Raw genomic sequence first — 20,975 nt, 5'->3', positions numbered from 1 at the left:
TCAGCCGCCCAGACCGTAGAGGTCGAGGGTGTTGTGGCCTTGCCGGATCAACGTGATGAGCTCCTTCTCCTTGGCCACGCGGGCGTCGGCGCGGTCGAGAATGGCGTGCACGCCGGACAGGGGGAGCGCCACGACACCGTCGATGTCACCGACGACGAGGTCCCCTGGGCGGATGGTGACGCCGCCGACCGTGACAGGTCCGTCGAAGACGCCCTGGAAGTCCTTGCGGGTGCCGAGGATCGAGTTGTTGCGGGAGAAGACCGGGAAGCCGAGTTCCTGGAGTTCGGCCGCGTCACGGACACCGCCGTCGATCAGCAGGCCCGTCAGGCCGCGGTGCAGGGCGGCGACGGTGAGCACCTCGCCCCAGTGCCCGAACGGGGCACCGCCGTGGTCGGCCACCAGCACGGCGCCGGCCGGAGCCTGGAGAACCGCGTGGTGCAGCGCCAGGTTGTCGCCGCCTGCTCCCTGGACCGTGAACGCGGGTCCGCACAGGCGAGCGCCGGTCCACAGTGGACGCAGCTCGGGCGACAACGCGATGGCGAACCCCGCGGCCTCGGACAGCGTGGCGGTGGAGTGGCCGCGGGCGAGGTCGTTCACGAGTGGTCCTTCCTGGTCTGCAGAGAGTGATAGCCGTGCTGCGCGCGTGCGGCGGCAAGCGTGGCGCCACCGCGCACGGCCTCGACGATCGCCTCCTCGACGTCGTCGATGCGCTGGGCGATGCCGCGCACCTCCTCCCAGCGCGCGGCGGGCACCGCGACGGCACCGTCATCGTCGGCGACGAGGATGTCGCCGGGGGCGATCGTGACGCCGTCGACCACGACAGGGGCCTGGACGGCGGCGACACGGACGCGGTCCTTGCCGGTGCGCATGAACTTCGAGACCGACCAGAGCGGGTAACCCGCGGAAGCGGCGACCGCGACGTCACGGCACGTGCCGTTGATGACGGTGCCCGCGATGCCGAGCTCGCGCGCGGTCTGGCTCATGATCCCGCCCCACACCGTGCAGTCGGTGCGGCCGGCGTTGTCGATCAGGATCACCGCTCCGGCGGGAACGTCGTCGAGGAAGTCACCGACCGTGCCGCCGGTGCCGTCGACCGGCTCGTACGTCACGGTGAACACCGGACCCGCGACGCGCTGCCCCGGTCGCAGTGCACTGATCCCGTGCAACGAGCCGGGCAGGCCGAGTGAGTCGAGCGCGTCGGACAGCGACGCGGTGGAGACGCTCATCGGACGGTCTCCCCGGCGAGGCGGGCGTCGTGCATGGCTTGGGAAAGGCGGGCACCCGCGCGGATCTCGTCGGCGATCGCGCGTTCACGGGCCACGACGGCCTCGGCCAGTTCGGCGACCTGGACGGCGCGGTCGCGAGGAACGACGACCAGGCCGGTCTCGTCGGACAGGACGATGTCGCCCTGGTGCACGGTCAGCCCGGCGACGGTGACCGGCTCCCCGGTGGAACGTTGCTGCACCCGGCCGCGTGCCGTGGCCGGAACGGAGCCACGGGAGAAGACCGGGAACTGCAGCTCGCGGGCCTCGCCCACGTCGCGGCACACACCGTCGGCGACGACGCCGCGCACCCCGCGCTGCGACGCGCCCAGGCTGAGGATGCCACCCCAGCAGGACACGTCGGTCCGGCCCTGGTTGTCGACGACGATCACGCTCTGGTCGTCCTCTGTCTCGATCGCGGTGGTGGCGATGTGGGCGCCCGCCGGTCCGTCGGTGCGGGGTTCGAGCTGGACCGTCACGGCATACCCCACGACGGAGGCCGGTCCCCACACCGGCCGGAGGCCGCCGACGCCGGGCGGGAGCCCGAGCCGGTCGAGAGCGTCGCTGACCGCGGCGGAGTCGAGCGCCGCGTAGCGATCCAGGAGAGCTGAGGTGGGCATGCCTCCACTTCAGCAGCCAGCGGATATACAGTGAAGGTCTGATCGGCTATATCAGTAAGAGGCTGTGCATATGATCGAGCTGCGGCAGGCCCGTTACTTCGTGGCGGTCGCCGAGGAACTCCACTTCGGACGTGCGGCGCAGCGGCTGCGGATGTCCCAGCCGCCGCTGTCGCAGGCGATCATGCAGCTGGAGCGGCAACTCGGCTGCGAGCTGCTGCACCGCACTCAGCGATCAGTCGCGCTCAGCCCGGCCGGCGCGGTGTTCCTGCGCGAGTGTCGTGCCCTGATCCGGCAGGCGGAGGACGCCGAGGCCGCGGTCCGGCACGCCGCCGCCGGTCGGGGAGGACGGCTGCGGCTAGGCGCGGTCGCGTCCGCTTTCTCGTGGCCGCTTCCCCTTGTGCTGGAACGGTTCCACGAGGCCGCGCCGCACGTCGAGGTGCTCGCAGAGGAGATCGACACGCACGAGGCCGCGCCCGCCCTGCTCGATCGTGCGCTCGACTGGGCGATCGTCCGGCAGACCGCTCCGGTCCGCGGCACGACCGCGACCCGCCTCTACGCCGACCGGTTTGTCGCGGCGCTCCCGGCCGGTCATCCCGCCGCGTCCTCGGCCGAACCGATGGAGCTGGCCGACCTCGCGGGCGAGACCTGGGTGTGGCTGCACCGGCACATCTCGCCGGACTACCACGACGCGATGGCCGCTATGTGCCGGACGGCGGAGTTCAGCCCGGTTGCCGCGCACTGGGCGCGGTCGGTCACCTCGCAGATAGCGATGGTCGAGTGTGGACTCGGCGTCACCGTCGTACCCGCGGCGGCGGCCGCAACGCACCCTGCGGTCCGGTTCCGGCCGTTCTGCCGCGGGGCCGCGGAGATCGAGCTCACCGCCATGACGAGGGCCGAGCCTGGCGACCTGGTCGCGCTGCTCACCTCGCTGGCGGCAGATCTCGCCCGGCCGGCTTGAGATGATCGCCTAGATGATCTCGAAGTGCACCGTGCCGTCTTCGTCCTCCCACACCACTTTCCCCAGTGTGCGCCACAGATCCAGCGCTCCGGGGGAGTGGCGGTAGGCGTGCAGGTAGATAGATCGATAGCCGCCGTCAGCCCGTGCGAACTCCAGCAACTCAGCCACCATCGCACGGGCGAGACCGCGCCTGCGGTGCTCCGGGCTCACGTACACGCGCCGCAGCTGGGCCGTTTCCCCGGAGGGATAACGCTCGACGAGCCACTCGGGCTGACGCGGACCACGTGAGTCCAGCGCCGCGGTCGCGGCGACCACACCCTCCTGGTCGACCGCGACCAGCAGGGTGTGGCGCTTCGGCGTGAGGTAGTGACCCTCGAGGTCGATCACGTCCTCGTGCCATTGGGGCACGTACCCGGTGCCGAAGTCGCGGTAGAGCGCGTCGAGCATCACGACCCGCGCACCACCGAGGTCGTCCGGCGCGGCCACCTTGATGCCATAGTTGTGCACTTGCGCAGGATAGGCATCAAGCGGAGACCGCAGTTGACGGACAGCTCTCCGCGAACTGCGGCAAAACCGGGCGGAGCCGGTGATCCGGCCTCCGAACGACCTAAGGTCCGATCGGTTTTCCGAAAGGACTGGTTCGCATGAGTGGCGGTTCCACCAGGTGGGTGGTGCTCGTAGGTTCGTTCGTGGCCTACATGTTCGACGCGGTGGAGATCTTGCTGCTGTCGTTCACGTTGCCTGCCATTCGCGCCGAGCTGGGGCTGACGACCACGCAGAGCGGCCTGCTCGCCACGGCGACGCTGCTCGGCATCGGAGTGAGCAGCGTGACCGTCGGCTGGCTGGCCGACAACTTCGGCCGCAAGCGGGCGTTGATCGTCTCGCTCGTGGTGTTCGGGGTCTTCACGGCGGCGCTCGCGGTGGTGCCCGGCTTCGTGACGTTCCTGGTGCTGCGCTTGAGGAGATCGCTGCACTCGATCGTCAGCATGTTCGTCTACTTCAGACTCCATAGCGATCCGCAGGTTCCTGCTTCAGTGCGACGTCGATCTTGGTTAACTGCTGTCGAACCTCGGCACTGGCGGTCACTGCGCCGATGTCGTGCAGTTCGTCCGCAGCTCGCGCCAGTAGCACCGCTGCGGTGAGGTCATCACCACAGCGGAGGTATGCGCGGCCGAGCTCGTGGGCTGCCTGTGCCTGCCCCGCACGGTTGCCGAGGTCAGCGAGGATGCGAGCGGCCTCGGCGATTTCTGCCATTGCGGCGGCTGTGCGGTTGACGCCAAGAGCAGCGCGGCCCGCCGCCAGTTTCGCCAGCGCGAACTTGAACGGCGATTCGGACTCTGACTGCACCGCAAGCCACTCCGACGCGTGTGACCAGGCTCGCTCGTGGTCCCCGGAGGTAAGAGCTACCGCCGACATTCGGCTGAGGAGAGTGCGAAGTCCGATCGCGTCGTCGACGCGTTTGGCCTCGCGGAGACCGTACTCGAGCATGTCGCGTGCTTGCTCGAATTGGCCATCGCGCGCTAAAGCCTGACCTACTTCGGCGAGCGCGATGTGTTCGAGGTGCCCGTCGCCGATGCGCCGTGCGATGTCGAGCGCTCGTGTGGCCGGCGCCATCACGAGCTCGTAGTGGCCTAGTTGATCACGGCAATAGGCAAGCCTGGTGAGGCCATACCCGAGTTCACGGCAATGGCCGAGGCGCTCGAACCCCTTGACGCAGCGCGTGAACGATGCCGTCGCCTCGTCAAGGCTGCTGTAGATCAGGATCGTGGCTCGGATGTACTCGGCCCGGTACATGAGGGCCTCGTCGCCGGCGGTTTGTGCAGCATCCCTGAGAATTTCAGTGATGGCTACGCCGTCGGGAGTGCTTGGTACCGAGGTCAGTTCCCAGAGCTGCAATGCGTCGGTGTGCCAGCCTTGGGCGCACGCTTGTGGCACGAGTGAGGTGACGAGTTCGCGATAGCTGGACTCCCACACCAGTGGCCGGCTCAGAATCCGGTCGACGGTGCTGTCAGGAAGCGCGCCCTGAATCTGGCGGTATTCGAATGGAAGCGCGAAGCGCGTGCGATTGGGGACGCGCTGGTGAGCGGCTGTTGCGATCTGCAGCAGGGCATCGAGCAACCGACGAAGGCCATGGCGCCGTGTGTCGGGCGGCAGATCGCCCGCGACCTCACGGACGTACAGGCCGATGAGATCGTGAAGCCCGAATTGCTGCTCACCGGTGGGATCGAGTCCGAAAGGGGTCACGATGCTGGCCGAGACAAGGCGTTCGAGCTGCCGCCTCGTGTCCCGTCGACCGCTGAGCGCCTCCAGTTGCCAGTGCGTGAATCTGTGGCCCAGCACGGTTGCGATCCACTGAAGCGCCTGTTGGTCCGCAGCCTGCAGACCGGCGTGACTCACTTCGATCACACCGCGGACGGAAACGCCGTCGATGTCCAGCTCGTCGAGACGGACAGCACTGTCGCGCAGTCGATCGGCTAGGGAGGTCAACGAGGTCCTCGGCATCGCCGCCAAGCGGGCTCCGGCGATGCGAATGGCCAGGGGCAAGTGGTCGCAGGCTGCGGTGATGGTGTCCACGGCCTGGGGCTCGGCTGCGGCGCGGTGCCGTCCGGCAAGTCGCGCGAGCAGCTCCGTGGCGTCCGAGGCTGAGAGTGGTTCCAGACAGACACGGCGCGACACCGGCAAGGTGGGCAACATCGATCGGCTGGTGATGACCACCGCGCAGGTTGAGGACCCTGGGAGCACGTCCGTGATCTGGCTGATGGTTTGGGCGTTGTCGAGCACCACCAGGACGCGGCGGTCGGTGAGATTCGTGCGCAGCAGCGCTCTGCGGGCCGCGGGCTCTGCTGGCAGCGCCGCAGGTTGCACACCGCACTGCAACAGCAACGTGCCTTCGACGTCGAACATGTTGACGTCCCGGCTCAGATGCACGAACAGCTGGCCGTCCGGATATCCAGCCCGCATGCGGTGCGCCACGATGATCGCCAGGGTGCTCTTTCCGACGCCTCCTGGACCGCACAACAAGACGATGGGCGTGGCTGCTCGATCGGCGGTCAACTCGGCGACCACGTGAGAAATCTCGGTTGATCGTCCGACGAAGTCCGGCACCGCGGGCGGAAGGTGACAGCCGAACCCGGCTGTGGACGTGCGGGGCGATGAATGAGTGTCCGGATCGCCGGACAGGACATGGCGATGAAGCCCTTGCAGCACAGGGTTCGGATCGACCCCCAGCTCCTCGGCAAGGCGAACTCGAATGAGCTCGTAGTGTCGAAGCGCATCGGCCTGCCGACCGCAGCGGCACAGCGCGGTCATGTACTGGCCGGCGAGCCTTTCATTCAGGGGATGAGCGTTGATGTCGGCCCGTAGCGAGGCCAGTGAGGCCGCATGTCTGCCGAGCCTGAGCTCGACGTCGTAGCGGTCCAGTCGTGCAGCGAGGTGCTCGGCTGCCAGGGCGAGTCGGAATTCGTGGAGCCAGGTGCTGTCCAGGCCGTGGAAAGGCTCGCCCCGCCAGAGGCTCAAGGCGCGTTCAAACAGCCGGGCCGCATGACGATCGTCCTGCAGGGCCCTGGCTTCGGCAACCAGACCCCGAAAGACGTCCAAGTCCATTTCGGCCGCATCGGCACGCAGGAGGTAGCCAGCCGAGGTGCGTGCTATCTGGATGTTGGTGTTGGCGAAAGCATGCCTAAGGCGACTGATGTGCGCGCGCAGGGTGCCGGACGCTCCAGTGGGGACACTGTCACCCCACACCCGGTAGGCGAGCTGGTCCATCGACACCCCGTTGCCGGCGTCCACTAGGAGCGCGACGAAAACGCAACGTCGCCGGACCGGTCCGAGGTCAATCGGTACACCGTTGAACTTGGCTCGGACGTCACCGAGAAATTCGAACTCGACTCGCATATGTTCCCTTGGCGTGGAATCTCCATGCCGTTATAGCGCATGTCTTGCGCCTGCGCAACGCTGAAACAACGAAAAAGCAACGCCAGGCTGCAACCCTCGTCGAGTGCCAGTGGCATAACAAGGAGACTGCCCCGAAAAGGGAAAGTCAAAGGGTGTGGCATGGACGCATGCAGGCCAGGGTGTCGCCTCCGCGTCGACACAGCTGGGATGCGCGTACTGATAAAAGCATGTAAAAGGGGTCATTATGACTATTGTCGCGCCATTTCTTGGCGAACCTTGGCGGTGGCAATGCGTTCGCATTTACCTGCGCGTCCGCCGCCGGAAGCCGCAAAGCCGGGAGCAACCAGGTCCTACCGGCGGGCGTTGAGGCTCGGGGCTAGCAGCACGCGTGATCCGTCCGGGCTGTGCACGGCGGCAACCGGGCCAGCGTGTGTCATTGATGTCAGCGTGATTGATGTGAAACGGCGGTTACGGAGGGATGTGCGCGGTGAAGAAGTGGGAAGACCATCATCTGCCCTCAGACCTCCAGGCTGCAGGCGTGTACACGCTGTACCACGGCACGTTCTTCTGTGTGCTGGGAGCGCTCCTGACGCTGCTCGGTTACCTGGAGATGGGATCGGTGGTGGATTTGGCGCCGGCGTCCCAACAGTTGTTCAGCGTGATGGGTTGCATGGTCGTCGGTGCTCTCCTGTTCCGCCGAGCCGAGGAGCGGCGCTGGTACGGGCAGTTGGCGCTGTCCCGACTGAGCGACTACCAGCGCCAGCATGGTGACGACGGCCACCAGGAACCGGTGTTCGGCGAGCTCGTGCAGAGGGGCACCCCCGAGCAGGTCCGGTGGATGCGCGCGGCGGGCATGTTCCGCTGCTGTGGCGGGGCGTTCGCTATCAGTGCCTGCTTCCTGCCCCCACCCGAGAGCCTGAGCCCGCTGGGACAGTGGTCCTTGCGCGCCGGACTGGCCCTGTTAGGTGTCTTTTGGAACTTCACCGGCAACAAGATGCTTAACCGCGCCGTGCGGCACAGCGCCGGCGTCATGCCTACTTTCACGCCACTGCCGGCGGGCTCGTACGTGTTGTTCCTGCGCAACTTCAGCGACGACCCGAGGTTGGCAAAACCGCACCGCACGCCAGGACTCGGCGCGCTGGTTCGGGCATGGTTCCTATTGGGCCGCAGTGAAGAAGAGCGGATTGCCGCCGCGCTGGGATGGGCCGGACCCGTGGTCGCGGTGGGCATGCCGGGCGAGCTAGCGCCGAACATCGGCATCCTGCGGATGTACCTGCCCCACGACTGGCAGGAGCCGGTGCGCACTCTGGTGCGCGACGCGCGACTGGTGGTCCTGGTCCTCGGCCGGGGCCCAGGCACGTTGTGGGAGCTGGGCGAGTCGATGCGGGTACTACCACCAGAGCGGCTGGTACTGGTGAACCCCATGAAGCGAGCCGAGTACGGGAAGTTCCGCGAGACAGCCCGGCGCGAGTTACACGCACAAGCCGACGAGCTGTGGCGCACGACCGGTCATCGGTGGACACCGCCCGAACTGCCCGACCCGCCCGCCGACCGGCAGATGCCCTCCCTGGTGCGGGGAATCATCCACTTCACCAAAGACTGGGAGCCCACCTACTTTGCATTACCGCGCGTGCCTCTGCCGGAGGACTACCTTCTCGGGGCGCTGGACAGGGCGCTGTGGGTCCCTATGCTGCGGTTAGCCGCGCACGAGCGACGCGTGGGCGCGCCCCACGGGTGAGGCCATCTGGCGTCGGCGACGAGTACACAGCACAGCCGTTTGGGGTGCGGGTTTCTGCCAGGCACGTCTGCCCGGTCTCATTTTCGGCGTACAGGGGCGCGCATGGCGGCCAACCACTGCCCGTTGGTCTGTGCTAGCTCGATGACCCCGATCTTGGCCAATCTGACCAGTTGCGTCAGATGATCGCACCGCCGCAAGTGGCGACGGTGACCATCGCAGTCAAGGCAACCTCGGAGTCAAAGAAGAGCGACCGCGCGACTTCTAGGCGACGCGCAGGCGAGCCATCTCCTCTGGTGGGTTCGGCATGCCGGCCTCGCCGCAGGTGAGCAGGAGACAACCGACCTCGATGCCGCCTGCGGTCCAGCGAGCAGACGGCTGCGGACGCGCCTATAAGCCTCGACCCAGCGGACAGCGAGCAGGGTCAAGGTCAACAGAATCCCGACGACGTACCAGCGTGGTCGCCCCAGGTGAGGCGCAGGGCGATGAACACGCCGGAACCGACCGCTCAGATTGGTTGGGGGAACGTCATGTTCGCAGCCTGTGAGACCTACGCTTGCCAGGTTTGCAGGCCCACTCGGCGGCATGGAGTGCCCTCGGAGACTTGTTGGATCTTGCACGACCTCGTCCACAAAGGACAAAAATTCCTGGCGGGCCAATCCATCGTCGATGTCGGTAACCTTGTTCCCTGGTGCCTGGGCTAGGACTTCAGGGCCGACAGGGGCCGCGCACCGGATTGGTGCGCGGCCCCTTGGACTGGGCGCGGCGGCGGGGAAGTGTTGCCGCGGGGAAGATACTCATGTGGCAACGCCGCCTGGCCGGGGGGCTGACCGGGTCAAGCCGTGCCGGGGCCGCGCGCCGTCCTGCCACTCCACCCGCAACGTCCCGCCGCCGCAGCTTTCCCTTTATTCGGTGACGGTGGTCCAGGGTCGGCAGGTGACCTCGTCGTCGTTGTCCCAGGCGCAGGCCTTGAACTTGGCCTTCTCGCCCTTGTGAAGGCCGGGGATTTGCACGGAGACGCTGTTGCCTGAGTAGGCGCGGACGGTCTTTTTGAACGAGTCGTGGACGACCGTCATGCGCACGGAGTAGCCGGACGGGAAGATGTCGTCCTTAAGGACCAGTTCGTCCTTGTCGTTCGAGTTGTTCTGGTCGTAGTCGAGCCAGACCACCTCGCCGTAGGCGTTGCCGGTCCCGATGTACCAGTGCGACCCGTGAGGGGTGCCCCCGCGGGTGTCGGCTGAGGCCGCGCCGGTGAGGGCGCCAAAGGTGAGGACGGCCGCGATGGTGGCCAGCACTGTGCGTGCGCTGTTCTTCACGGTGTTCCCCCCGTGTCTGTGTCCGGTGTCTTTGTGAGGCTTGCGGCGCGCCCGGAGCGCGGGCAAGAGATGATCACATTTCCCCTCCCCTGCATTGCATGTCGAACTGGACAGGCAAAGCCTCACAGCGGTTGCGGACGTGTCACAAGGTGATCGGCCCAAGTTGACACAGCTGGGACAGGAACCAGGGCTTGACCTGGCGATACGTCACCCTCTGGGACATTTGGGACACGCACGGACGGGTTTCGTGGGACAGTGGGATTGGGGATGTTCTTCGACGTCGGGGGTGCAACGTTGACGGAAGGCCACACTGTGGCGGATCTGCTGACTGAGCTCAAACAGCGTCGTGGCTGCAGTTACGAGCAAATCAGCAGGAGAACGCATCTCAGTCGGTCCACTGTGCACCGTTATTTCACCGGACAGAGCGTTCCGGGAAGCTTCGGCGTCGTCGAGCGGATGGCTTTGGCCTGCGGTGCGGACAAAGCGGATCTGGCCGCACTTCACCGGCTGTGGCAACCCGATCAGGAAGAGCCTCCCCGGTTACCGGAGCCGCGGCCTGGGCGGGGAAGGAAGATGACGGTGGCCGGCATCGCGGTGGTGGTGGCGGTGGCCGTCGGCGTGGCGTTTTCGCTCACGTCGGACGAGCCGGTCAGGACGAACGGCACGGAAATCGCGTCGATGATGTGGTCGGCGCAGCCTCGGCGCATTCCGCCGGAGTACTTCGGGACCACCATCAACAGCACCACGGGGAAGATGCCTACGTTCCCCATCGGGTCGGTGCGGCTGTGGGACTCCGGCACGCTGTGGCACAACATCCAGCCGAGCCGCGACAGGCACGACTGGTCGACTCTGGAGAGGTTGGTCTCCGGTGCGGAGCGCAACGGGCGCGCTGTGTTGTTCACCTTCGGCGGTACGCCGGACTGGGCCAGCCCAGCCGGGCCGGTGACCGTCTACGGCGACGGTTCCCGTGCCGCTCCTCCCGACGACCTGCGGGACTGGGATCGGTTCGTCCGCGCGCTGGCCTCCCGCTACCGGGGTCGAATCCACGCCTACGAACTGTGGGACATGGCCAACCACCCAGCCTTCTACAGCGGTCCGTTGGAGACCATGGTGGAGATGGTGCGCCGGGCGGCCGCGGCGATCAGGGAGATCGACCCCGGCGCCGTCGTGGTGTGTCCGTCCATGGGGGAGCTGTGGGATCCCGCGGCCCGTCGCACCATGGAGCGGTTCGGCGAGCTGGGTGGTTACGGGCCCTGTGACGCCGCCGCCGTCAAGCTGTACCAGCAGAAGTCGGCCGACCCGCCGGAGAAGGTCACCGAGCTCGACATCGAGCTCGAACGGTCGTTCCACCGGATACAGATCGGTGAGAAGCCGCTGTGGTCCACCGGGCCGAACCTGGACATCCCTCTGCAGAAGCAGCTCGACCCGGAGCTCAGCGCCGACTACGCGGTGCGGTTCTACCTGGCAGGCCTGCACATGCAGTTCGCCAGGATGTACTTCTACTCCTGGGGCGCCAGCAAGGTTCCCGTCGTCCTCCAGGCGGAGGAAGGCCCGCCCACCAAGGCAGCGACGTTCGTCGAAGAGCTGCAACGCTGGATCGGCGGCGCACGCGTGCACTCGTGCGGGCACGGCCAGTTCGCGGGGCTCGCGGACAACGTGTGGCAGTGCCGGTTCGACCGCGACGGCGCTGAGTTCCAGCTCTGGTGGACGCATGAGGGCACTGCGACCATCACAGCGCCGGAGCACACCAGCTCCGTCGAGCATCTCGACCGCACCAGCCGCCACATTCGCGGCGGCGACACGCTGGAGATCACCGGGCGTCCGGTGCTGCTCCGCTTCACCTGACGCTCGGCGTTGATCTGCGCGGAACCACTGCGCAGCACAGCCTGCCACCAAGATCATGGTGGTGCCGGAGCAGGAAGATCACCGATTTCGTCGAGTTCTCGCCCCCGCCGGTACATCACGCGGATCGATCTCTGACGAGCAACGCGAGCTGCGTGCGGTCGCGCAGGCTCAGCTTTCGCAGCACGCTTGACACGTGGTTCTCTGGCGCGTGGCTAGCTCCGTGAAAGTCGGCACCAGGTCTCCGCCAATGTCAGCCACACCGGACTTCGGCGGTCAGTTCGTGTCAGCGAACTTCAGCATCACCTGCAGAGCTCATCCGGAAGCGGCGCCTGCCTCAGGCGCCGTGAACGGGCCGGATGCGCTTGATCACGCGCTCGGCGGCAGAGGAGGATGTTCGGCTCACGGCCCTCGTTGTGCGGCAGGAGGGGTTCGCTCAGCACAGCGCCGATTCGACTGCGGAGCGCAGGTTGGCCGTGCTGCCGTCGGTCAGGCGTCCGTTGGCCACCGCGAACGCCGATCGGCCGTCGTCGGTGGCGGCGGTGAAGGAGTCGAACCCAGGCATGTTGCCGGCATGTCCCCACGCCATGCCGCCGCAGGGAAGGGGGAATTCGCGGATCCCGAGACCGTAGTCCGGCCCTTCCGCGGGCACCGTCGTACGCATCTGCGCGAGCAGGTCCGGACGCAGCACTGTGCCGGCCAGCAGTGCTCGCGCGAAACGCGTCAGGTCAGGGCCGGTGGAGATCAGCGCCGCAGCGGCCCCCGGCAGGCTGGGCTCGAGCTCGGTCACGTCCACGACCGGCTGGCCGGGGAACGCGTAGTAGCCATGCGCGTGCGGTCCCCGAATCCGCTTGTCACCGGCCTGCGGGTACGTGGTCTGCCACAGCCCGAGCGGCCGGATGAGCCTGCCAGTGATCTCCGCGCCGACATCGTTGCCGGTCACGGTTTCGACCAGCATCCCGAGCACGATGTACCCGGTGTTCGAGTACGCCCACCCCGTACCGGGGGCGAACAGCGGCGGGTGGCTCAGCCCGATCTTCACCAGTTCCTCTGGCCGCCACGGGTGATTGTTCGCGTCCGGGTCGGACAGCACGTCGTTGATGTAGTCGGCCATCCCGCTGGTGTGCTGCAGCAGCTGCCGCACGGTGATCCTGGCGCCGTCATATCCGTTGCCTCGCACCAGCCCCGGCAGGTAGCGCTCGACTGGCGCGTCCAACACCACCTTGCCCTCACCGACCAGTTGCAGCATCACCGCGGCGACGAACATCTTGGTGTTGCTGGCCACCCGCACCCGATGCCACGGGCGGATCGGCCGGTCGGAGCCCAACTCGCCCGTACCACTGTTGACCGTCCAGCGCCCCTGCCGGTCGTGGGCGAAGACCATCGCACCAGGCACCCCACGCGCCGTGAAGCCGTCCACAATCGCCTGGACCGCAGCACGATCGCCGGCGTGACCGCCATCCGGCCGCGCGGCGACCGGCAGGGCGGTCAGGCAGCAGCCACCGAGCACCAGCGCCACCGAACCAGCCACCAGCCGAGATTTCCATGTCCGCATCACAGATCCCCCCAAGTCATGTCGGATCGAACCGAACGCTACGGACAAGATCGAGACCCAAACATCCGGCGAATCCCGGAAGCCGCACTAGGGGCAACCCCGAAGCCGCACTACGGGTCACCCCCACCATGCGATCCGATGTTCCCTGTGCCATTCGGCAAGAACCAAGCCCTCGGCTCCACCGTGGAACACTCACATCGGCATGAGCGGGATGGTCGAGCAGCGTGCGGTCGCCGGCAGGCGCGGAGTTGATCGCTTGGTGCCACGTTGGCGTCGAGGCTCTTGCACGCTCGGCACGAGCTTGAGGTTAGGCGTGCTGCCTGTGTGTCACAGGTGCCCTGGCGGCAAGGCGTTCATCTGGCGGTGGTCGGTCGTCGAAGCTGATCTCGTTCCTAGGTCCTTCACGCTTTTGGCGGATCGACGATGATCTGTTCGGCCTCAAAGATTGGCGGCGCAGCAGTCCCAATACGTGGCACGGAGAACCAAACCATGGTGACCTTTTCGGCTGAGACTTGGCCCTCGGCGCGACGTTGTGGGGCAGGGCCTGGTTGGTGAACGTGCGCTCCTGGGCATCCCATCGATGCTGGCCAGCTGATCACGGTGAGTCCGGAGCTGTTGTCGAAGCGCGCGAGCGCGGTCGCGCCATCTGGGGTGGGCGTTGTCGACGGCCTGAATCGAGGCGCCTGATGCTCCCAACGAACCTTGCCAAACGGGTGCAGGAGACAATGGTCAGCGCTGAGGGAGCGTGGGCGTGACGCCGCCGTTGCTGCTCACGGCCACCGTTGTCGTGCTGGTACTTGTGATCTTAGTGCTCGTGTTGGTGGGTGACGCAGCGGCAGGTACCAGCGGCGTAGCCGATGAGCACCAGCCGTGGGTCTGGCTTGTAGTCATCCTGCTCATCGTGGCAACGGTCGTCATCGAAGTGCGTCGCCAGCGATCCCGCGGACGGGCCCAGGGTGGGCACTCGACACACAACCAGATAAGCGGCACCGTGTACGGATCAGTGGTCCAAGCTGGGACGATCACCCTGCCCGTCGCTGACGCTTCGGGTTTGGCTCTCCGGGACAGGTTGGCTGAGGCTGCTGATCAGCTTGCGCAGGCAGTGGGTAGCCGTTGGCAGCGGGAGGAGGAACAACGGCAGGTACAGGATCCGTTCCCACTGCCCGTGCGGTGGCGCGCGGCACCGGAGACGTTGACAGACCACTGGGCCAACATTTCTCGCGTTCCGGCAGGAGTCGCGTCCAGACCGCTTGCGCTGAGCGGACAGCTGGATGGGTTGGTGGAGGTATACCGGCGGATACCGTCCGGGCGGCTGGTGGTGCTCGGCAGGTCAGGATCGGGAAAAACGATCTTGACCCTACGGTTCGTTCTGGATTTGCTGAACACTCGTGGCCCCGCCGACGCCGTGCCGGTGATCTTCAGCCTTGGATCGTGGGATCCCACTAAGACCTCCCTGCGGGAGTGGGTGACGCGTCAGTTGGTGCGTGACTATCCAGGGCTGGTCGCGACCAGCCCTGTCGGACATTCGCTGGCGGCCGAGTTGGTCGAGGCTGACCGGATCCTGCCTGTACTCGACGGGTTCGACGAGATCGCCGACGGGCTGCATCGTGCGGCGCTGAAAGCGCTCAACGCCACCACCCTGCCACTGGTGTTGACCACCCGCCCTGCGGAGTATGCCGCTGCCGTGGCAGCGACCGATGTGCTGACCTCTGCGGCAGGCATCGAGTTGATCGACCTCACCTTGGCCGACTTGGTCAACTACCTGCCCCGCACGACCCGCAAGGAAGCCCGCGACAGCACCACCTCCGCGACAGTGTGGGAACCCGTCCTCGACGAGCTTCGCGATCGCCCACAGAGCGAGTCCAGTGTCAATCTCTCCGCAGTGTTGAGCACTCCGCTGATGGTTGCCCTTGCCCGCATCGTCTACAGCGACACTCCGGACCACGACCCTGCGGTAATGCTTGATACCAACCGTTTCCGCACTGCCGAAGCCCTCGAAGATCATCTATTGGGCAACTTCATCCCCGCCGCTTATCACTACAAACCCGGCGGTCGGCGCGCCGGAAGTCACCGCCGCTGGGACCCCGAACGTGCCGAGCAGTGGCTGAGCTACCTCGCCAGACACCTGGACAGACTAGGCACCCGCGACCTCGCATGGTGGCAACTGGGCAACACCACGCGCCGAGCTTCTCGCATACTCCTGGCCTGGATCTCGTCCGGGCTGGCCTTCGGGGTTGTGGATGGGCTTGTGTTAGGGCTCGTGGTCGGGTTTGAGCCTGGGAACGGGCTCAAACTCGGACTGGCGAACGGGCTTGTTGTCGGGGTGGCTTTCGGACTCGCGCACGGGTGCATAACCAAGTTCGGGGACCGGACATTTGAGCCGTCGCGTGTACGAATGCAGATCCTCTACGCGCCAGGGACGATCCGTGAGAGGTTCGTTCCCAGATTCATGCTCGCGCTCGCGGGCGGGCTCGGTGGAGGACTCGCACTGGAGCTCATGGACAAGCTCATCGGCGGGCTCGCGTTGGAGCTCATGGGCGGGGTCGCCGGCGGCGGGCTCGTGTCCTCGCTCGTATTCGGTCTCGTGGTCGGGCTCGGTTTCGGGCTGATGGCGGCGCTTGAATCTCCGATCGACATCAGATCTGCTGTCAGCCCTATTGGCCTGTTGAACACAAACCGCACGACCGTGGTCGTCCAGCTGCTCGTGTTCGGCTTGGTGGTAGGGCTAGGCGGCGGTCTCCTGGTCGGGCTCGGGTCCAGATTCGTGGACGGACTGGTGTTCGGGCTCGTGGTCGGACTCGGGGTTGGTTCGGAGGCAGTCTCAGTTTGACCGCGTGGGGCCAGTGGGTAGTAATCGCGCGCATATGGTTGCCGCTGACCGGGCGGCTGCCCTGGGCAGCCGTTGCCTTCCTTGACGACGCGTATCAGCGAGGCGTGTTGCGCCAGGCTGGTGCGGTCTACCAATTCCGCCATGCCAGACTCCAGGACCACCTGATCCGCATTCTCCGGGCACGCCACGACATATGACCGATGAGGGCGAGCAGCTTCCCTGGATCGTGCCCGACGAGTTGTGGGCGCGGATCGAGCCGCTGTTGCCGGTGGTGCCACGTCGTGCGGACCATCCGGGACGCAAGCAGCTGGACGACCGTAAGGTGCTGTGCGGCATCCGCGGCCAGCCCGTCACTGGACGCGGCCGTCGAAGCCTCGATCGCCTCGGGCATCACGTACACGGTCGCCGCAGGCAACTCGAACCGTGACGCCTGTGCACGACCTCGCCTGCCCGGACTCCGAACGCGATCACTGTCGGAGCCACCGACCGCAACGACGTGCGGCCGACGGACTGGCCGGGCGGTCAGGGCAGCAATTTCGGCAGCTGCCTGGACATCTTCGCCCCAGGCGATGACATCACGTCGCTCGGGATCGCCAACGACACCTCCACCAGAGTGCTCAGCGGTACGTCGATGGCCGCACCGCACGCCGTCGGTGTCGCCGCGCTGTACCTGCAACGCAACCGGAACGCCGCGCCGAGCTCCGTCTGGTTCATGATGGTGTTCACGGGGTCCAAAAGGATCTCGTGGTCAACGCGGGCGCGGGTTCACCGAACCTGTTGCTCAACTCGCGCTACACGTTCGGCGGCCCTGACGGCGACTACAACGACGACCAGCGCACGGACACCACCATCTGGCGCCCGTCGACGGGGCAGTGGTTCGTGCGCAACGTCAGCACGACACAGTGGGGCCAGCAGGGTGACATCCCGGTGCCCGGCGACTACAACGGCGACCAGATCACCGACGTCGCGGTCTGGCGTCCGTCCACCGGCCAGTGGTTCGTGGCGCAACCAGTTCACCCAGCAGTGGGGCCAGGCAGGCGACGTTCCGGTGCCGGGCCGTGTGGCGCCCGTCCACCGGAACATGGCACTACATCGGCACGTTCGGCGTGATCGTGAGCGTCCAATGGGGACAGGCGGGCGACGTGCCGGTCCTGGCCGACTACGACGGCAACGGCAGCCAGGACTTGGCGGTGTGGCGCCCATCCACTCGTAAGAAGGGCTGACTGCTCCTGGGGAGTTCGGGTTCCGGCCCCCTGGGAGCTTTCCGCGTTCTGTGTGCAGCCGTGGCTGCCAAGGCGGCAGTCGCTGGCATCCTCGACCGCATTCGATGAAACACCTGGGCCCGCTTGTCTGCGGCTTTCTCGTGATCCCACGACTCCGGCAGGAACAGCCGCCAGTCCAGCGCGGCCGACGCCCAGCCGATGACCGCATCCGCATGCACGCTGACCCCGATCGGACAGTTCCTGTCTTGCCCAGCGCACCAACGCGGCGAGTATCGCGCGGTCTGCACAGTCCGGCCTCGTGTTGCTGTGGGCCGCGGCACGAGTACACGCGCAGACTGCTCGCCGCCGTGCGGCCGCCGGGCGTGGTCGACGATCCGGTGGTGTGATGACAGGTTGGTGCCACGCGCCCCGACGGTTCACCGTGCGGCGACACGATGTCGTCATGGCAGCACAGCACCGCACCGGCATGATCGCCGCGGCCGTCGTCACGTTCCTCGCCCTCGGCGGGTGCTCGTCCTCGCCCAAGGAGGAGCTGATCGAGAGCGCGGATGAGAAGTGCCGCGTCATCGGCGAACGGTTCGCCGGCGACCTGGCGTTCGGCGAGTCGGTGGGCAAAGACGACGAGGACAAGCTGCGGCAGCGCATCATGCTCGTGAAGGACCTGGCGACCCACGTCCGAGGCCTGCCCGCGCCCGAGTCGGGCAAGGACAAGTTGGACGACTGGCTGGGCAGGCTCGACAAGTACGCCGGAGAGCTGCAGGAGTTCGAGACCTCTTACCGCAACGCGCGGCGGGGTCAAGACCTCGTGCTGGCCATGCAGTTGGCCATCGTCAAGGAGGCGGCGGACGCGGTCGGCCCGCCGGCGAAAGACTTCGGGTTCGGCGCCTGCGCGCAGGTCGAGTCGTGGGTGCCCTTCCCGAAATGATGCGTCCGGGGTGGGGAAGCCGTTGGTCCGCGCATCGCCTCCACAGGCGCAGCATGGCCGCTGTGGCGGGCATGCGGTCGCGTCGCGCACGCCCCTTCAGCAACGACACCAGGAACAGCGCGTGATCAGGTGTGATGGTGCGGTTTCCCACGCTCTGCGCCAGCATCGACGACAGGGCCTCGATCGTCATGCGCCAAGCCGGTTCGGCGAGCTCCGAGCAGGCGATGTCGGAGAGGGCGAACAGGTCGCCGGCGAAACCGGGATCCGACTTGGCCAGATCCTCCGCGCTCAACCTGGTGGTGAGCAGTCGGGTCAGGATGCCGAACCAGTACGTCGCCCAGAGCGGGTACCCGGCGACGACCAGCTCTCTTGCCGCCGCGACTGGTTTCACGGCATGGACGAGCTCGTCCGAGAGCTTGAGGCGAGCACGGATCACCTTGCGGTGGGCGAGAGAACGAACGTGAAATGCGAGCCTTCGCACGCACCTACTTGGTTCCTTGGCTCAAAGTGCGCGATTCCTGAGGCGATCACAACGGGTTGCGCGTCGCCCTATGCTGGGTTGTCGCGTCGCATCTTGGGGGGTTTCGTATGGGACAGCTGCATGTCAGTGCCGAATACGACACCATTGCCCGCCGGATCGAGGACGTCGCGCCCATCCTGCGTAGTGAGGCGGACAAGAGCGAGATGTTGCGCCAGCCCACCGAGGAGATGATGCGAGCACTGGACGCGACGGAAGTCGTGAAGATCAGCATTCCCCAGGAGCTCGGCGGGTACGAGTTCTCACCGTCGCAGGTGGTGCAGACCATTGAGCGGCTGTCGTATCACGAAGCGTCCGTGGGCTGGTCGGTCATGGCGCTGCAGATGGTCACCGGCTCCACTGGCGCCTACCTCGGCCGGGAGGCCGTCGAGGACCTTTACCCGGACGTGCCCGCCGGTCGGCACGCCACCATCGCCGGGCAGGGAACGAGGCTGGGCGATGCGGTGCGCGTCGACGGCGGCTACCGGATCAGCGGGCAGTGGAGCTTCGCCTCCGGAATCCCGCTGGCCAGCCACATCCACACCGCCGCGTTCTGCGCCGAGACGGGCCGGCCGCTGGTGTTCACTTTTCCCAAGGAACAAGCGACCCTGGTCGACAACTGGGATGTGCTGGGACTCCGCGCGACGCATAGCATCGACTACGTGTGCCAGGACGTGTTCGTTCCGGCGACGCACGTTTACGACGCCACCACGACAGAGAACCTGCATGGTGGCGCGTACTACCGCCTCGGCTTGGTGAACCTGTCCGGGATATGCCACACCGGCTGGGCGCTCGGCGTCGGACGGCGGATGCTCGACGAGATGAAAGCCTTGGCAGCCACCAAAACGGGTACGCACAACGCCTCGGTCGACACCGGCTACTTCCATGCCGCGTTCGCGCAGGCCGAGGCGAAGTTCCGCGCGGCGCGCGCGTGGGCCATGGAGGTCTGGGCCGACAACGAGGCGACGCTGGACCGCGGCGAGAAACTGAGCACCGAGCAGGAAACCCTGACACGGCTGATGCTCAACAACACGACCTGGTCCGTGCAGTCCGTCGGCCAGACCGTGTACCAGTGGGCCGCCACCGCCGCGATGCGCCGGGGCGACCTGCAGCGGTACTACCGCGATCTCAACGCGGGCACTCAGCACATCACATCCGGCCCGGTGGTGCTGCAGAACTGCGGCAAGTGGTTGGCCGGTCTGGCTCAGAACGCCCGTTGGGAGTTCCTGGAGCTGGTGTCCGGAGAGGACTCCGGGGCGCACTGAGCGTCACGACTTGGGCACCAGCCCGAAGTTCACAAGATCGGCGGGTCGCAGCGATCCTGTCGGGATCGCCTGTGCCTGTTCGAGCAACTGGATGATCGTGCCGATCCGGCCCTCGTCGACCGCGCCGAGCGGGCCGCCGAACCCGTCCGGCCTGGAATAGCCGGTCATCAGTCGCATCTCGGCGGAAGCCACGTCGGAGTTCTGCGTGGGCTGGTACTTGCGGAGGATCTGGCCGGCCTCGTCAGGATGCTCGATGGAGTACCGCAGCCCCTTGAGCAACGCGTCACTGAACCGCCGGACCAGTTCAGGGTCCCGGTCGGCCAGGTCCCTCGTCGTGACCAGCATGTTGCCGTACAGGTCCGGCAGGAGATCGCCGTAGGGCAGGACGACCGCCTTGCGTCCGGACGCCGCCGCCTCGATCAGCGGCTTGCCGACGACGAACTGGCCGATCGCGTCCACCTGCCCGGAGACCAGCAACTGCGGCAGCGCAGGCGGCGCTGAGGGCACGAACTCGACCTTGCCGGGGTCGATGCCTGCGGCCTTGGCGTACAACGGGAACATCAGCTTGACCGTCGAGCCGGGCGAGTCGGCGACCTTCTTGCCGATGAGGTCCGCCGGCGTCGCGATCCGGCCGCCTTCGAGCCCGATGATGGCCGCCACGGTGCGCTGCTGGACCGCGGCGACCGCGATCACAGGCATTTTCTCCTTCGCCAGCGTGATCATCGTGCCGGTGGCGTCGGCGACCCCGAAGTGCGCCCGTCCGGCGGCCACCAGCTTGAGCACGTCCACCGTGCCGCTGCCGGGGTTGATCGTCACGTCGAGACCGGCCCCGGTGAAGAAACCCTTCTCCTGCGCGACATAGGCGTACGCGTCGCGCCCGAACGTGCTGAACGACGTGAGGTAGGTGACCTTGGTCGTGGTGCCCACTGCTCCCGGCTCACTCGTGCAGGCGACTGACGCCGAAAGAAGAAGGATCGCAAGACACGCTGAACGAATGGGCCGCATCGCCGGCTCCTCTCCCCGAGGTGTCATC

At 66.7% G+C, this 20,975-nt stretch carries 17 protein-coding genes and 4 pseudogenes; 11 read left to right on the top strand and 10 right to left on the bottom strand.

All coding sequences use genetic code 11. The features are described 5' to 3' along the window. From FXN61_RS15845 to FXN61_RS15835, 3 genes are read right to left on the bottom strand one after another with little or no spacing between them, the layout of a single operon-like run. Window positions 1–597, bottom strand: coding sequence for an RraA family protein (locus FXN61_RS15845; RefSeq protein ID WP_167974633.1), 597 nt, complete (start codon window positions 595–597; stop codon window positions 1–3). Continuing rightward, complete coding sequence (locus tag FXN61_RS15840; RefSeq protein ID WP_167974631.1) at window positions 594–1,226, bottom strand: RraA family protein; 633 nt, start codon at window positions 1,224–1,226, stop codon at window positions 594–596. Before FXN61_RS15840 ends, FXN61_RS15845 begins: the two co-directional genes overlap by 4 nt. Continuing rightward, window positions 1,223–1,882: an RraA family protein gene (locus FXN61_RS15835; RefSeq protein WP_167974629.1), complete on the bottom strand. Its 660-nt coding sequence runs from the start codon at window positions 1,880–1,882 to the stop codon at window positions 1,223–1,225. The genes FXN61_RS15840 and FXN61_RS15835 overlap by 4 nt, the downstream gene beginning before the upstream one ends. Before the next feature lie 70 nt (window positions 1,883–1,952). On the opposite strand from FXN61_RS15835, the gene FXN61_RS15830 reads away from it, so the two are divergent. Next, window positions 1,953–2,840 carry a LysR substrate-binding domain-containing protein gene (locus FXN61_RS15830; protein WP_167974627.1) on the top strand — a complete coding sequence of 296 codons (888 nt, stop codon included), beginning with the start codon at window positions 1,953–1,955 and terminating at the stop codon, window positions 2,838–2,840. 9 nt (window positions 2,841–2,849) lie between these two features. Here the strand turns inward: FXN61_RS15830 and FXN61_RS15825 are convergent, their stop codons facing one another. Next, window positions 2,850–3,347, bottom strand: a complete 498-nt coding sequence (locus FXN61_RS15825; protein ID WP_167974625.1) for a GNAT family N-acetyltransferase — start codon at window positions 3,345–3,347, stop codon at window positions 2,850–2,852. A gap of 137 nt (window positions 3,348–3,484) precedes the next feature. On the opposite strand from FXN61_RS15825, the pseudogene FXN61_RS56360 reads away from it, so the two are divergent. Further along, a pseudogene (locus FXN61_RS56360) lies at window positions 3,485–3,739 on the top strand (MFS transporter); the annotation flags it as partial. A 100-nt stretch (window positions 3,740–3,839) separates the two neighbouring features. On the opposite strand, the gene FXN61_RS15815 reads toward FXN61_RS56360, so the two are convergent. Further along, window positions 3,840–6,734 (bottom strand): AfsR/SARP family transcriptional regulator, encoded by a 2,895-nt coding sequence (locus FXN61_RS15815; RefSeq protein ID WP_167974623.1) that lies wholly within the window; start codon window positions 6,732–6,734, stop codon window positions 3,840–3,842. 487 nt (window positions 6,735–7,221) lie between these two features. Between FXN61_RS15815 and FXN61_RS15810 the strand changes: the two genes are divergently transcribed. Further along, a complete protein-coding gene (locus FXN61_RS15810; protein ID WP_167974621.1) occupies window positions 7,222–8,472 on the top strand; it encodes a hypothetical protein in 1,251 nt (416 codons plus the stop codon). A gap of 902 nt (window positions 8,473–9,374) precedes the next feature. Here FXN61_RS15810 and FXN61_RS15800 read toward each other — a convergent pair. Further along, window positions 9,375–9,785, bottom strand: a complete 411-nt coding sequence (locus tag FXN61_RS15800; protein ID WP_167974619.1) for a hypothetical protein — start codon at window positions 9,783–9,785, stop codon at window positions 9,375–9,377. A gap of 267 nt (window positions 9,786–10,052) precedes the next feature. On the opposite strand from FXN61_RS15800, the pseudogene FXN61_RS56355 reads away from it, so the two are divergent. Both FXN61_RS56355 and FXN61_RS15795 read left to right on the top strand, forming a co-directional pair. After that, window positions 10,053–10,274, top strand: a pseudogene (locus tag FXN61_RS56355) (helix-turn-helix domain-containing protein); the annotation flags it as partial. Between the two features lie 84 nt (window positions 10,275–10,358). Next, window positions 10,359–11,630, top strand: a complete 1,272-nt coding sequence (locus FXN61_RS15795; RefSeq protein WP_246291602.1) for a glycoside hydrolase family protein — start codon at window positions 10,359–10,361, stop codon at window positions 11,628–11,630. A gap of 433 nt (window positions 11,631–12,063) precedes the next feature. On the opposite strand, the gene FXN61_RS15790 is transcribed toward FXN61_RS15795, so the two are convergent. Beyond that, complete coding sequence (locus FXN61_RS15790) at window positions 12,064–13,158, bottom strand: serine hydrolase domain-containing protein (protein WP_167974615.1); 1,095 nt, start codon at window positions 13,156–13,158, stop codon at window positions 12,064–12,066. A 775-nt stretch (window positions 13,159–13,933) separates the two neighbouring features. Here FXN61_RS15790 and FXN61_RS15785 point away from each other — a divergent pair. The 4 genes and pseudogenes from FXN61_RS15785 to FXN61_RS55370 all read left to right on the top strand — a co-directional run bounded on the left by FXN61_RS15785 (window position 13,934) and on the right by FXN61_RS55370 (window position 17,122). Further along, window positions 13,934–16,012 carry an NACHT domain-containing protein gene (locus FXN61_RS15785; protein ID WP_223165457.1) on the top strand — a complete coding sequence of 693 codons (2,079 nt, stop codon included), beginning with the start codon at window positions 13,934–13,936 and terminating at the stop codon, window positions 16,010–16,012. A 193-nt stretch (window positions 16,013–16,205) separates the two neighbouring features. Continuing rightward, on the top strand, window positions 16,206–16,439 hold the full coding sequence (locus FXN61_RS50715; RefSeq protein WP_223165459.1) for a transposase: 234 nt from the start codon (window positions 16,206–16,208) through the stop codon (window positions 16,437–16,439). Window positions 16,440–16,508: 69 nt separating this feature from the next. After that, a pseudogene (locus FXN61_RS55375) lies at window positions 16,509–16,658 on the top strand (hypothetical protein); the annotation flags it as partial. A gap of 98 nt (window positions 16,659–16,756) precedes the next feature. Beyond that, window positions 16,757–17,122 carry a hypothetical protein gene (locus FXN61_RS55370; RefSeq protein WP_312877769.1) on the top strand — a complete coding sequence of 122 codons (366 nt, stop codon included), beginning with the start codon at window positions 16,757–16,759 and terminating at the stop codon, window positions 17,120–17,122. Window positions 17,123–17,324: 202 nt separating this feature from the next. Here FXN61_RS55370 and FXN61_RS55365 read toward each other — a convergent pair. Further along, window positions 17,325–17,494, bottom strand: a pseudogene (locus tag FXN61_RS55365) (transposase); the annotation flags it as partial. 183 nt (window positions 17,495–17,677) lie between these two features. On the opposite strand from FXN61_RS55365, the gene FXN61_RS15770 reads away from it, so the two are divergent. Continuing rightward, entirely contained in the window at window positions 17,678–18,160 is a 483-nt protein-coding gene (locus tag FXN61_RS15770; RefSeq protein ID WP_167974613.1) for a hypothetical protein, read from the top strand. Here FXN61_RS15770 and FXN61_RS15765 read toward each other — a convergent pair. Next, window positions 18,066–18,641, bottom strand: a complete 576-nt coding sequence (locus FXN61_RS15765) for a hypothetical protein (RefSeq protein ID WP_167974611.1) — start codon at window positions 18,639–18,641, stop codon at window positions 18,066–18,068. The two genes, FXN61_RS15770 and FXN61_RS15765, sit on opposite strands and share 95 nt — an antisense overlap. Window positions 18,642–18,748: 107 nt before the next feature. Between FXN61_RS15765 and FXN61_RS15760 the strand changes: the two genes are divergently transcribed. Continuing rightward, the gene (locus FXN61_RS15760; protein ID WP_167974609.1) at window positions 18,749–19,942 is read left to right on the top strand and encodes an acyl-CoA dehydrogenase family protein; all 1,194 of its coding nucleotides are present in this window, start codon (window positions 18,749–18,751) and stop codon (window positions 19,940–19,942) included. Between the two features lie 3 nt (window positions 19,943–19,945). Here FXN61_RS15760 and FXN61_RS15755 read toward each other — a convergent pair whose 3' ends face one another. After that, the gene (locus tag FXN61_RS15755) at window positions 19,946–20,869 is read right to left on the bottom strand and encodes an ABC transporter substrate-binding protein (RefSeq protein WP_312877765.1); all 924 of its coding nucleotides are present in this window, start codon (window positions 20,867–20,869) and stop codon (window positions 19,946–19,948) included. Window positions 20,870–20,975: the final 106 nt, after the last annotated feature.

The organism is Lentzea indica, from assembly GCF_012184385.1.
GTDB classification, from domain to species: domain Bacteria; phylum Actinomycetota; class Actinomycetes; order Mycobacteriales; family Pseudonocardiaceae; genus Lentzea; species Lentzea indica.
The sequence above is the reverse complement of the archived record's forward strand: the minus strand, read 5'-3'. Positions and strand labels throughout refer to the sequence as shown.

What these genes read in the sequence shown, in the direction of transcription:
- FXN61_RS15840 (WP_167974631.1), bottom strand. Translation starts at nt 1,226, where the DNA reads ATGAGCGTCTCCACCGCGTCGCTGTCCGACGCGCTCGACTCACTCGGC.
- FXN61_RS15835 (WP_167974629.1), bottom strand. Translation starts at nt 1,882, where the DNA reads ATGCCCACCTCAGCTCTCCTGGATCGCTACGCGGCGCTCGACTCCGCC.
- FXN61_RS15830 (WP_167974627.1), top strand. Translation starts at nt 1,953, where the DNA reads ATGATCGAGCTGCGGCAGGCCCGTTACTTCGTGGCGGTCGCCGAGGAA.
- FXN61_RS15815 (WP_167974623.1), bottom strand. Translation starts at nt 6,734, where the DNA reads ATGCGAGTCGAGTTCGAATTTCTCGGTGACGTCCGAGCCAAGTTCAAC.
- FXN61_RS15795 (WP_246291602.1), top strand. Translation starts at nt 10,359, where the DNA reads ATGACGGTGGCCGGCATCGCGGTGGTGGTGGCGGTGGCCGTCGGCGTG.
- FXN61_RS50715 (WP_223165459.1), top strand. Translation starts at nt 16,206, where the DNA reads ATGACCGATGAGGGCGAGCAGCTTCCCTGGATCGTGCCCGACGAGTTG.
- FXN61_RS15770 (WP_167974613.1), top strand. Translation starts at nt 17,678, where the DNA reads ATGGCAGCACAGCACCGCACCGGCATGATCGCCGCGGCCGTCGTCACG.
- FXN61_RS15760 (WP_167974609.1), top strand. Translation starts at nt 18,749, where the DNA reads ATGGGACAGCTGCATGTCAGTGCCGAATACGACACCATTGCCCGCCGG.